The sequence below is a fragment of the Hyphomicrobium sp. genome, assembly GCF_051860585.1.
In the GTDB taxonomy this organism is placed as follows: Bacteria; Pseudomonadota; Alphaproteobacteria; order Rhizobiales; family Hyphomicrobiaceae; genus Hyphomicrobium_C.
Genome location: NZ_JBHYDS010000010.1, coordinates 95054 through 104973, shown reverse-complemented (window position 1 = coordinate 104973; position 9920 = coordinate 95054). Strand labels below are relative to the sequence as shown.

The window sequence follows — 9920 nt, the reverse complement described above, 5'->3', positions numbered from 1 at the left end:
GGCTGGAGGAGAGGCCTCCGGCGCCCGTCGCGGAGAACCGCGATGTCCACCAAGACCGCTTCGGCTCGCCCCGGCCACGACCGGGCGAGCCTCTATGACGAAATCACCGGCAAGATCATCGTCGAGCTGGAGGCCGGCCGCGTGCCCTGGGTCCAGCCCTGGGGGACGGCTGCGGCGAAGGCGCCGCTCGCCATGCCAAAGAACGCCGCCACCGGCCGGCAGTATTCGGGGATCAACGTCCTGATCCTCTGGGGCGCCGTGATCGAGCACGGCTTCCCCGCCCAGAGCTGGCTGACCTTTCGCCAGGCGCTCTCGCTCGGCGGCAATGTGCGCAAGGGCGAGCACGGAACCACCGTCGTCTATGCCGACCGCTTCGTGCCGGACGACGAGAAGCGACGCGCGCGCGAGACCGGCGAGGAAGCCGCCGCCATCCCGTTCCTGAAGCGGTTCACCGTCTTCAACGCCGCCCAATGCGAAAACCTGCCGGCCGAGGTCGCGGCCGTCGCGCCACCGCCGCCGCCGGGCCTGATCGAGCCCAGAGTCGAGGCGCTGATCCGCGCGACCGGCGTCGACTTCCGCATCGGCGGCAACCGCGCCTTCTACGCACCGGGTCCGGACTTCGTGATGGTCCCGCCGCCGCAGGCATATTTCGAGCCAATCAACTGGCACCGCACAGCCCTGCACGAGCTGGGGCACGCCAGCGTGAGAGCGGCGGTGCAAAATTAGTCCACGGTAGCGGCGGGATAGTCTCGCTTCGGGCGGCGTAAAAGTCGTCCACCTATTTTCCTTCTGCAACGACGGCAGGAGGGTTGGGGATTTACACCGTGGAATTATATCTGAAGGTTCGGCTGGCTTGTTCTGATGGAATGAGCCGGCGTCAGGCTGCGAAGCATTTCAACATATCGCGCGATAGCGTGGCCAAGATGCTGTCGTATTCGGTTCCGCCCGGCTATCAGCGCCGGTCACCGATCCGGCGGCCGAAGCTGGATGCGTTTGTTTCGACGATCGATCGTTGGCTTGATGAGGACGTGAAGGTGCCGCGCAAGCAGCGCCATACGGCCAAGCGGGTGTTCGACCGGCTTCGTGACGAGTGTGGGTTCCCCGGCGGCTACACGATCATCAAAGACTATATGCGTGAGCGGGACCAGCGTCGCCAGGAGGTGTTCGTGCCGCTGGCTCATCCGCCAGGGCATGCGCAGGCCGATTTCGGCGAGGCGATGGTCGTCATCGGTGGGGTGGAGCGGAAGGCGCACTTCTTCGTCCTTGATCTGCCGCATAGCGACGGCTGCTATGTGCGAGCCTATCCAGCGGCTGTGTCGGAGGCCTGGGTGGACGGCCACGTTCATGCGTTCTCCTTCTTCGGGGCCGTGCCGCAATCGATCGTCTACGACAACGACCGATGCCTTGTGGCGAAGATCCTGCCGGACGGCACCCGCAAGCGGGCCACGCTGTTCAGCGGGTTTCTGTCCCACTACCTGATCCGGGACCGCTACGGGCGTCCGGGCAAAGGCAACGACAAGGGGAACGTCGAGGGACTTGTTGGGTATGCCCGTCGCAACTTCATGGTGCCGATCCCACAGTTTCCGACATGGGAGGCGTTCAACGTCTGGCTGGAGGAGCAATGCCGCAAGCGTCAGCGCGACAGGCTGCGCGGTGAGAGCGAGACGATCGGCGAGCGACTGCAGCGTGATCTCGCTGCCATGCGCATGTTACCGCCGTCGCCTTTCGATGCCTGCGATCAGGCCAGCGCCAAGGTAACGGCCCAGTCGTTGGTTCGTTACAAGACCAACGATTATTCCGTCCCGGTCTCCTATGGGCATCAGGACGTCTGGGTCCGAGGCTATGTCGACGAGGTGGTGATCGGCTGCCGCGGAGAGATCATCGCCCGTCATCCCCGAAGCTGGGCGCGGGAAGACATCATCTTCGATCCTCTGCACTACCTGCCGCTGATCGAGCAGAAGATCAATTCGCTGGATCAGGCTGCACCTCTCCAGGGCTGGGATCTGCCCGAAGAGTTCGCCACGCTGCGCCGCCTGATGGAGGGCCGCATGGCAAAGCATGGCCGGCGTGAGTACGTGCAGGTTCTTCGCCTGCTGGAGAGCTTCGATCTCGCCGATCTGCATGCGGCGGTGAAGCAGGCCCTCCAACTTGGAGCAATCGGCTTCGACGCCGTCAAGCATCTGACCCTGTGCCGGGTGGAGCGCCGACCGCCGCGGCTGGACCTGTCCATCTATCCTTACCTGCCGAGGGCGACGGTCGAGACGACATCGGCGAAGGCCTATATGCGGCTGCTTTCTGCGCATGGGGAGGAAGCGGCATGAGCACTGAAGTGCCCGAGATCCTGCTCTCCCATTACCTCAAGACCCTCAAGCTTCCGACCTTCCAGCGCGAGTACCAGAAGTTGGCCCGTCAATGCGCCACCGAGGGCGTCGATCATGTCGGATATCTCACCCGGCTGTCCGAGCAGGAGATGATCGAACGGGATCGCCGCAAGGTCGAACGCCGCATCAAGGCAGCAAAATTCCCAGTCGTCAAAAGCCTCGATAGCTTCGATTTCGCCGCTATCCCCAAGCTCAACAAGATGCAGGTGCTGGAACTGGCGCGCTGCGAATGGATCGAGCGTCGGGAGAACGTCATCGCGCTCGGGCCGAGCGGCACGGGCAAGACCCATGTTGCACTCGGCCTCGGCCTGGCAGCATGCCAAAAGGGCATGTCCGTCGGCTTCACGACAGCCGCAGCTCTGGTCAGCGAGATGATGGAGGCGCGCGACGAGCGGCGTCTGCTAAGGTTCCAGAAGCAGATGGCCGCCTACCAGCTTCTCATCATCGATGAGCTTGGCTTTGTCCCACTCTCCAAGACAGGCGCGGAATTGCTGTTCGAGCTGATCTCGCAACGCTACGAACGGGGCGCCACCCTGATCACCAGCAATCTTCCGTTTGACGAATGGACGGAAACCTTGGGGTCCGAGCGTCTGACCGGCGCGCTGCTCGACCGCATCACACACCACGTCAACATTCTCGAGATGAATGGCGACAGCTATCGTCTCGCGCAAAGCCGCGCCCGAAAGGCCGGCTGAAACCCCTCTCAAAAGATCGCCGCGCACGCATGAGACCCCCGCTCGGGCTACGCCCTCCCGGCGGGTCTCATGCGCGCGCCATAAGTGGCCTGGTTTTGCTCCGCCCATTGGCCGGATTTTACTCCGCCGTTGACACGGAGCTAATCGCCGCCAAATGGGCCGACAACCGCAAGGTGCCGCAGATCGCCTTCAAGCCCGACTGGACGAAGCACGCCAAAGCCGCACCGTTCAAGCGCAACGACTCGTTGCTGGAGACCCTGCCGATCGGCGTCCTGCACTTCCCGGGCACCGGCATCCAGGACAACCTCGCTGACAAGGCGAAGAAGCTCGGCATCCCGGTCTGGAAGTTCGGCGGCGCGTGAGCGCCGCCTTACCCTTCCCGTGCAATGACGTGAAACCGCAACGGCGGGTCAACGGCTTTCCGCAAAACCGCCTTTCAGTCCGCTTCACCCGTCACCGCGAGCCGGGCCGCACGAGCATAGTGCGCCAACTCCGTGTCGTTCTCGATCAGGCCGTCGAGCAGCGCCTTCATATCGCTCTGATCGGACGCCGATTGAAACGGTCCCGCCTGTCGCTCGATCGCCAGCACCGCAATCGCGAGCGCCTTCTTCACCAGATGCAACTCGCGTCCCGTGAACTCCGTCATGCCGCATGCCTCAACCATCATGTCGACTCGTAAGCGCACCTTAGCCGATCGGTCAGCGCACCGTGAGGATAGCGAGGTTTCACGCATGGTCGGCGACGGCCTTTGAGTAACGGCTCCTGCCGACGGGCGCCACCCCGCGTCTACCAGCGCTGATCCTTGGTCCGGCCGAGGGGCCTGACGCCATCAACCCACAAGGGGTCGGCTTACGCTGAAGCGTGCCGCCGCTCCGTCTTTGCCTGCGCGGTGATTGCGGCCCTCGGTCGGACACATCGGGCGCCTGTCGCGCGGGGATGGCCCCGCCTCAACACAGGAGCCGGATCAATGTCTCAAGCCCTCGCACTCGCAAACGGCTGGAACCTCGCCACCACCCTCATGGCCTGCGTCGTCGTCTTTCATGCTGACGCTGGCAACTACGGCGTCATGCTCGCCGCCGAGTATGACGGCGATCCCGGCACCGTCATCCACGAATTCGACCCCTTCCAACCATGAAGGGGCGAAGTGCCACGCAAGCTGCACCGCAGAACGCCAACGGGAATTCTCCTCCCGCTGGCGTCTGTTTTCAGCTATACTTCTGCTCGCGCCGCGGTGGTGGTGGATGGCGCGACCGTCAAACATTCTCTCACGGGAGACCATCGCCATGATCTTCATTGGTATCATCGCCAGCATCGCCGCGATCGGCGTTCTCTGCTGCTTGATGTTCTATCTCGCGGTCTATGCGCTGCCCTTGTTCGCTGGCGTCACAGTTGGCGCATGGGCTTACGGCACAGGCGCGGGATGGCTCGGAGCTATTGCCGTTGGATTTGTCGCGGGCTTGGTCACACTCGGCGTGGGCCAACTCCTGCTCGTGTTCGTGAAACCGCTCTGGCTGAGGCTCGCGATCGCCATCGCCTTCGTCGCGCCGGCCGCAATCGCCGGCTATCACGCCACCCACGGCATCGTGAAACACACTATGCCGTCCGAGACGTGGCCGATCATCTTCTCTGTGATCGGCGCCATCGCAGTCGGCGTCACCGCATTCGTTCGCGTGACGACGTTGGCTGGGACCGCGCCTACGGGACAAGGCGGCATGGCGCGCGCTTAAGCGGGCTGCACGGCAGGGGCGGCCGAGCAAGGCTTGCATACGCCGTCCTAGTCGTTTGTTGGCGAGACGATGCCATAGAGCGCCTCTCGACTAGACGTGAGCAGCCCACATCGAAGCCCGCCGGGAACACAAGCCAATCGGCGAAGCTGCTCCTCAACTCCACAATGGTGGATCCCTGAGACGTCTTTCGTCTACGCGGCCGGGCGACGATCCCACTTTCGTCCGCCGGACGCCGATACGGAATGTTGCGCTAAACGTGCCGGTCCATTGGGGAAGGCGACGGGTCGAGCCACGTTCTCCTCGATACACCTCTGTCTGATCGAGCACTCCAAGCGGCCTCTTCGATGGGCTGATCTGGCCGAAGGCCGGCTGCGCCTCGACCGCCTATGCCGCAATGGCGCCGATCGACTTTCTTCCCCTGCCGGCTTCGCCGGCATTCCTCGCGAAACAACAAAGTCGCCTGGCTGCCATCCTCCGCTGCGCTTCGGCCTGCAAGCAGGTGCGGCGCCGATCGCCTCCGGCCAACCGATCGCCATCGAGGCCGCATGGTGCGGGCTCGAAACAGAGATCAAGGAGAACTACCATGGCGACCATCGGCACCTTCAAGAAGACCGGCAACGAGTTCAGCGGCCAAATCGTCACCCTCAGTGTCCAGGCGAAGAACGTCCGCATCGTTCCCGAGGCCAACCGCTCCGGCGAGAACGCCCCCAGCCACCGCGTCTTCGTGGGCCGCGTCGAGATCGGCGCCGCCTGGGCCAAGCGCTCCAACGAGGGCCGCGATTATCTGGGCCTCAAGCTCGACGACCCGAGCTTTACCGCCCCGATCTACGCCAACCTCTTCGACGACGAGGACGGCGAGGGCTACAGCCTGATTTGGTCTCGTCCCAACGGCCGCCGCGCCGACTAACCGCCAGCGACGCCCCGCCCGATCCTCGGGCGGGGCAGTCCTTCAAGGCCCCGCCAAGGCACGCACGCGAAACCACCTCGAGGCTGGCCCGAACGGGCTGGCCTTCCGGCTTTGCACCTTGTCGCTTTTCCGGATCGCCGGTTGGCCAACCCTACGCGTTTCCGCAGGTCCGGTTGGTCGGATCGGGACGCGAGCTGAATTGTAACGCGACTCGCGTAGAGTCATGTTTCAGTGACTTCCACCGTCTCATCGAGGAGGTCGGCGGGTTTCACGTTCAACGCTTCCGCCAAATGCCACATCGTCAACAGCGTGACATTTTGCTGGCCCCGCTCCATGCCGCTCACATAGGCGCGGTCCACACCCATTTTCACGGCGACCGCTTCCTGGCTCAGACCGGCAGCGACGCGATACCTCCTGACGTTGGCTCCAAAGATTCTGCGAATGTCCATCCGCAGGATAGGAGACAATAGTGCATTATATCGCTACGTGTTATAATACACGGCCGCGTCGGCTGAGCGTGATGCCGCCAGCGGGCTGCCGTGATGCGTGAAAAGCATCGGGAAATTTCACTTGTCGGTCTGGTGTGCCTTGGCGGAGCCGATACGATCAATTAACCAAGACAGATGGACGCGCCGATGATCACGATGGACTTCCTGGATCGTCCGCCCGAGAGCAACCGTCTCACGGCTTACGATGAAAGCCATCTCGCCGCCTACATCCGGTTGCTGGACGCCGACGCGGAAGGGGCCGATTGGCGTGAGGCGGTGCAAATCATCTTCGGATTCGACCCCGACGATGACCCCGACCGCGCTCGCGTTATTCATCAAAGCCATCTCGCCCGCGCCCGCTGGATGACCACGACGGGCTATCGCGAGCTCCTCCGTCCCCGCGTGTCCTAGAGCGGGACACTCCTCCCGGTTGTGCAAGGCATCGCGCCCCGCAGTTTTGGGGACTTCCGCCGAGCCTCGTCGGCGGCGAGGCTTAACGCGCAGGGGGCCACTCAGAGCGCGGACGAGGAGACGCGTATGGCCGAGCCGCCGGATTGGCGATTGCAGACAACCGAACGCGCGCTGAACCGCTTGGAACGGCAAGGGTTCGCGTGGGAGTTTCTGCGCCGCAATCCCGACTATCGCAGCGACTATGACCGCCTGCGCGGCACCCCGGCCAGCCGCGAGAGCGCTTCATTGCCGCATAGGAGCGCCACCCCGCAATGGGGGTTGCGCTTTCCTGCTCGATCCCGACCGCTCCGCTAGCGAGACCGCGATCTTCTGGCGGCCAGAGCTTGTCGCCAGCGTCTTGCTGATTGAACCAGCGCCGGCCGTCTTTCTCGCCGCCAAGCGACTCGACCAGCTCGACCTAACTCACGCCACACTGCACGCGCAACCCGGAGGCGAAGGTGCGATCATTTTAGCCGATCCCGACGGCGATCATCATTTGGTCGTCGGCGCCATCGACCCGGCTCAACCGCTCGCCGTTCTGCTGCCGCTCGACGACAACTTCCACATCCGCGCCGAAGCGGCATTGCGATTCCAACGCCGCCTATTTGGACGCGCCCCCGGTCCGCTACCGCGCGCGCTCACGCTCACACCGCGCCGCCGCCTGCGGCTGGTGCGCATGGTGCGTGCGCTCGATGGCCGATCCGCAGGCGCGACTTATCGCGAAATCGCCGGCGTGCTTTTCGACACGCCGCGGCAGTCCGCCACCGAATGGAAAACGTCGTCCATCCGCGCCCAGACAATCCGTTTGGTCAAGGATGCCGAGACGATGGTGCGCGGCGGCTATCTCCGCTTGCTGGCCGGCCGCTGACTCCCTGCGGTCCCCATCGAACGAGGGGCACAAGGGGGGTACGCGCACAGAGGGGTCTCACTCCGTCATCCACCCTGACGCCGGTGGTTCGCCATCGTGGTCGCCGCTTCGCCACTGCACGCCGGCGGGGCAGCCGATCCACCGGAGGCCCCAATGTCAGCAGCGCGACTCGACCCCCCGCCACGCTATCTCCGCACATCCGAGGCGGCGCGCTTCCTCGGCCTATCCGGTCGCACGCTGGAGAAGCACCGCACCTACGGCACGGGACCGGTCTATCGCAAGCTCGGCGGACGCATTGTCTATGCCCTCGACGATCTTCAGGCTTGGGCGGATCGCGGCACACGGCAGTCGACATCAGATCCGGGCCACGGTGTTGTCCACCCTGCAAAACGACAGGCGACGCCCGCCGGGGGAATGCCCGTGCGACGCGGCGGCGCGTCATGATCGTCGCGCTCCTCAATCAGAAGGGTGGCGTCGGCAAGACGACGCTCACGCTGCATGTCGCCGGCGAATGGGCGAGCAAGGGAAGGCGCGTCCTACTCATTGACGCGGACCCACAGGGCTCCGCGCTCGATTGGTCCCAGCAGCGGGCACGCGAAGGCCTGCCGCGACTCTTCGGTGTCATCGGCCTGGCGCGGGATACGCTTCACAGCGAAGCGCCGGAGCTGGCGCGAGACGCCGATCATGTGGTGATCGACGGGCCACCGCGCGTCGCCAGCCTGATGCGGTCCGCGCTGCTTGCCGCCGACCTGGTACTGATCCCCGTGCAGCCATCGCCTTTCGATGGCTGGGCGTCCGCGGAGATGCTCTCGCTGCTGGGCGAGGCGCGGATCTACCGCCCCCAGCTCGCCGCCCGCTTCGTGCTGAATCGCTGCGGAGCGCGAACCGTCATCGCGCGCGAGACGGCCGAGACGCTCGCCGATCACGATCCGCCGGTACTCACCAGCACCGTCGGCCAGCGCGTCACCTTCGCCGACGCGGCACGCTCCGGCCGCCTGGTCTCCGAGATCAACGAACGCAGCCCCGCTGCGCGCGAGATCACCGCACTCTGCACTGAGGTCGGGAGGATCGCACCATGACGGAGCGGCCCCACAAACGCGCCTTCACTGCACGTCCAGCCGATCCAGAGAGCTGGGTGAAAGCCCCCAATCCGCGGCACCCGCGCGGCGGCGACACCGCCACCTTCACCGCGCGCCTCACCATCGACGTCACGCCCGACATGCGTGGCCAGATCAAGATCGCCGCGTTTCAGCGTGGGGTCACCGTCGCCGACATGCTGCGCGAGCTACTCGCCCGCGAGTTTCCCCCAACCGATGGAGCAACGCCATGAACGGCGCAGCCGACTTGCGTCGCGCCGCGACGCCGAACGTCGCCGGCCTGACCCATGTCGAGCTGACCTGGATCGAGAAAAGGATCGAATATTGGATCCGGTTCGGACAGGAGGTCCACGAACAGATTCTCGACCGCCGCCGGCGCGTCGTCAGCTTCCCGCCCCACAGCGTTTTCGCGCTTGTCCGCTGGGCGTCCAACGACTTCGGAACGGTCCTCTCGCGCATCGACATCGTGCGCGCGGTTTCGCCGGGCGAACCCTATCAGACGTTGCCCTTCGTGCGCCCCGGCGGCGACATTCTGCTGAAGGCCGAGAGCTGGCGACACGTCGAGCGCGTCCTGCAGATCGTCGACGCGATCGAGTCCAGCGGCATCAATCCCGCCGAGGTCTCGCCGCACCATTGGCGCCACGTTCATAACCGGCTCGTCGCCGGCCAGGAACCGCGCAACTACACCGCGCAGCAGCACCGGGCCATCCTCTTGCGCCGAAGGGTCGAGCCATGACCCGCTTCGGCTACGTCATCACGACGTACTTCACCGTGATGCTGATCGGTGGCCTGTCCTTCATCCACATCACGCCCCGGCTGATCTGGAACGCGTCCGCCAGCACGCCGATCGGACTCTATTCGCTCGACCGGTCGCCACGCCTTCAAGTGACTGACCTCGTCGCCGTGGACGCCCCTGAGCCGCTCGCATCGTTCCTCGCCGAGCGTGGCTACGTGCCGCGCGGCGTCCCCCTCATGAAACGCGTCGCCGCCCTTCCCGGCCAGCAGGTCTGCCGCACCGGCGCACACGTCACCGTCGATGGCGTCGCGATGGGTGAAGCGCTGACGCGCGACCGTCTCGGCCGCCATCTGCCCGTCTGGCAGGGCTGCCGGCGCATCGCCGACGGCGAGATCTTCCTCATGAACTGGTCCGTCGAGGACAGCCTCGACGGGCGCTACTTCGGTCCGATTTCCACCCGCTCGATCATCGGCCGCGCAACGCCTGTGTGGACCGATGAAGACGGCGGCGGCCGCTTCCAATGGCGCGCCGCGACGCGGTGAACGACGCGCCTATCCGACCTCACCGCACA

Annotated in this window: 15 protein-coding genes and 2 pseudogenes; 15 read left to right on the top strand and 2 right to left on the bottom strand. The window is 64.9% G+C overall.

Going from position 1 to position 9920, the window contains the following annotated elements; translation table 11 throughout:
* Window positions 1-42: 42 nt before the first annotated feature.
* From ACTIFK_RS16005 to ACTIFK_RS15990, 4 genes and pseudogenes are all read left to right on the top strand, one after another.
* Window positions 43-702: pseudogene (locus tag ACTIFK_RS16005) on the top strand (ArdC family protein); the annotation flags it as partial.
* Window positions 703-824: 122 nt separating this feature from the next.
* Window positions 825-2321 carry an IS21 family transposase gene (gene istA / locus ACTIFK_RS16000; RefSeq protein WP_439544017.1) on the top strand — a complete coding sequence of 499 codons (1497 nt, stop codon included), beginning with the start codon at window positions 825-827 and terminating at the stop codon, window positions 2319-2321.
* Window positions 2318-3076 (top strand): IS21-like element helper ATPase IstB, encoded by a 759-nt coding sequence (gene istB / locus ACTIFK_RS15995; protein WP_439544016.1) that lies wholly within the window; start codon window positions 2318-2320, stop codon window positions 3074-3076. The genes istA and istB overlap by 4 nt, the downstream gene beginning before the upstream one ends.
* Window positions 3077-3213: 137 nt before the next feature.
* Window positions 3214-3438, top strand: a pseudogene (locus tag ACTIFK_RS15990) (SLOG family protein); the annotation flags it as partial.
* Window positions 3439-3512: 74 nt separating this feature from the next.
* On the opposite strand, the gene ACTIFK_RS15985 reads toward ACTIFK_RS15990, so the two are convergent.
* Complete coding sequence (locus tag ACTIFK_RS15985) at window positions 3513-3743, bottom strand: hypothetical protein (RefSeq protein ID WP_291738352.1); 231 nt, start codon at window positions 3741-3743, stop codon at window positions 3513-3515.
* Between the two features lie 300 nt (window positions 3744-4043).
* Between ACTIFK_RS15985 and ACTIFK_RS15980 the strand changes: the two genes are divergently transcribed.
* The 3 genes from ACTIFK_RS15980 to ACTIFK_RS15970 all read left to right on the top strand — a co-directional run bounded on the left by ACTIFK_RS15980 (window position 4044) and on the right by ACTIFK_RS15970 (window position 5710).
* Window positions 4044-4211 (top strand): hypothetical protein, encoded by a 168-nt coding sequence (locus ACTIFK_RS15980; RefSeq protein ID WP_167523850.1) that lies wholly within the window; start codon window positions 4044-4046, stop codon window positions 4209-4211.
* A 148-nt stretch (window positions 4212-4359) separates the two neighbouring features.
* Complete coding sequence (locus tag ACTIFK_RS15975; RefSeq protein ID WP_047558427.1) at window positions 4360-4803, top strand: hypothetical protein; 444 nt, start codon at window positions 4360-4362, stop codon at window positions 4801-4803.
* 583 nt (window positions 4804-5386) lie between these two features.
* Window positions 5387-5710 carry a DUF736 domain-containing protein gene (locus ACTIFK_RS15970; protein WP_047558430.1) on the top strand — a complete coding sequence of 108 codons (324 nt, stop codon included), beginning with the start codon at window positions 5387-5389 and terminating at the stop codon, window positions 5708-5710.
* A gap of 221 nt (window positions 5711-5931) precedes the next feature.
* On the opposite strand, the gene ACTIFK_RS15965 is transcribed toward ACTIFK_RS15970, so the two are convergent.
* Window positions 5932-6177 (bottom strand): helix-turn-helix domain-containing protein, encoded by a 246-nt coding sequence (locus tag ACTIFK_RS15965; RefSeq protein WP_366937483.1) that lies wholly within the window; start codon window positions 6175-6177, stop codon window positions 5932-5934.
* A 168-nt stretch (window positions 6178-6345) separates the two neighbouring features.
* Between ACTIFK_RS15965 and ACTIFK_RS15960 the strand changes: the two genes are divergently transcribed.
* The 8 genes from ACTIFK_RS15960 to ACTIFK_RS15925 all read left to right on the top strand — a co-directional run bounded on the left by ACTIFK_RS15960 (window position 6346) and on the right by ACTIFK_RS15925 (window position 9891).
* The gene (locus ACTIFK_RS15960) at window positions 6346-6609 is read left to right on the top strand and encodes a DNA -binding domain-containing protein (protein ID WP_047558812.1); all 264 of its coding nucleotides are present in this window, start codon (window positions 6346-6348) and stop codon (window positions 6607-6609) included.
* Window positions 6610-6735: 126 nt separating this feature from the next.
* Entirely contained in the window at window positions 6736-6963 is a 228-nt protein-coding gene (locus ACTIFK_RS15955) for a transcriptional regulator domain-containing protein (protein ID WP_167523840.1), read from the top strand.
* Window positions 6964-7006: 43 nt separating this feature from the next.
* Window positions 7007-7516: a DUF2285 domain-containing protein gene (locus ACTIFK_RS15950; RefSeq protein WP_052224903.1), complete on the top strand. Its 510-nt coding sequence runs from the start codon at window positions 7007-7009 to the stop codon at window positions 7514-7516.
* A gap of 153 nt (window positions 7517-7669) precedes the next feature.
* Complete coding sequence (locus tag ACTIFK_RS15945) at window positions 7670-7960, top strand: helix-turn-helix transcriptional regulator (protein WP_082004870.1); 291 nt, start codon at window positions 7670-7672, stop codon at window positions 7958-7960.
* Entirely contained in the window at window positions 7957-8595 is a 639-nt protein-coding gene (parA, locus tag ACTIFK_RS15940) for a ParA family partition ATPase (protein ID WP_150978932.1), read from the top strand. The genes ACTIFK_RS15945 and parA overlap by 4 nt, the downstream gene beginning before the upstream one ends.
* Window positions 8592-8846, top strand: a complete 255-nt coding sequence (locus tag ACTIFK_RS15935) for a hypothetical protein (RefSeq protein ID WP_047558438.1) — start codon at window positions 8592-8594, stop codon at window positions 8844-8846. Before parA ends, ACTIFK_RS15935 begins: the two co-directional genes overlap by 4 nt.
* Window positions 8843-9349: a DUF2840 domain-containing protein gene (locus ACTIFK_RS15930; RefSeq protein ID WP_047558441.1), complete on the top strand. Its 507-nt coding sequence runs from the start codon at window positions 8843-8845 to the stop codon at window positions 9347-9349. Before ACTIFK_RS15935 ends, ACTIFK_RS15930 begins: the two co-directional genes overlap by 4 nt.
* On the top strand, window positions 9346-9891 hold the full coding sequence (locus tag ACTIFK_RS15925; protein WP_047558444.1) for a S26 family signal peptidase: 546 nt from the start codon (window positions 9346-9348) through the stop codon (window positions 9889-9891). The genes ACTIFK_RS15930 and ACTIFK_RS15925 overlap by 4 nt, the downstream gene beginning before the upstream one ends.
* The last annotated feature ends 29 nt before the right edge of the window (window positions 9892-9920 follow it).

What these genes read in the sequence shown, in the direction of transcription:
- parA (WP_150978932.1), top strand. Translation starts at nt 7,957, where the DNA reads ATGATCGTCGCGCTCCTCAATCAGAAGGGTGGCGTCGGCAAGACGACG.
- ACTIFK_RS15960 (WP_047558812.1), top strand. Translation starts at nt 6,346, where the DNA reads ATGATCACGATGGACTTCCTGGATCGTCCGCCCGAGAGCAACCGTCTC.
- ACTIFK_RS15975 (WP_047558427.1), top strand. Translation starts at nt 4,360, where the DNA reads ATGATCTTCATTGGTATCATCGCCAGCATCGCCGCGATCGGCGTTCTC.
- istB (WP_439544016.1), top strand. Translation starts at nt 2,318, where the DNA reads ATGAGCACTGAAGTGCCCGAGATCCTGCTCTCCCATTACCTCAAGACC.
- ACTIFK_RS15930 (WP_047558441.1), top strand. Translation starts at nt 8,843, where the DNA reads ATGAACGGCGCAGCCGACTTGCGTCGCGCCGCGACGCCGAACGTCGCC.
- ACTIFK_RS15935 (WP_047558438.1), top strand. Translation starts at nt 8,592, where the DNA reads ATGACGGAGCGGCCCCACAAACGCGCCTTCACTGCACGTCCAGCCGAT.
- ACTIFK_RS15955 (WP_167523840.1), top strand. Translation starts at nt 6,736, where the DNA reads ATGGCCGAGCCGCCGGATTGGCGATTGCAGACAACCGAACGCGCGCTG.
- ACTIFK_RS15985 (WP_291738352.1), bottom strand. Translation starts at nt 3,743, where the DNA reads ATGATGGTTGAGGCATGCGGCATGACGGAGTTCACGGGACGCGAGTTG.
- ACTIFK_RS15925 (WP_047558444.1), top strand. Translation starts at nt 9,346, where the DNA reads ATGACCCGCTTCGGCTACGTCATCACGACGTACTTCACCGTGATGCTG.
- ACTIFK_RS15970 (WP_047558430.1), top strand. Translation starts at nt 5,387, where the DNA reads ATGGCGACCATCGGCACCTTCAAGAAGACCGGCAACGAGTTCAGCGGC.
- ACTIFK_RS15980 (WP_167523850.1), top strand. Translation starts at nt 4,044, where the DNA reads ATGTCTCAAGCCCTCGCACTCGCAAACGGCTGGAACCTCGCCACCACC.
- ACTIFK_RS15945 (WP_082004870.1), top strand. Translation starts at nt 7,670, where the DNA reads ATGTCAGCAGCGCGACTCGACCCCCCGCCACGCTATCTCCGCACATCC.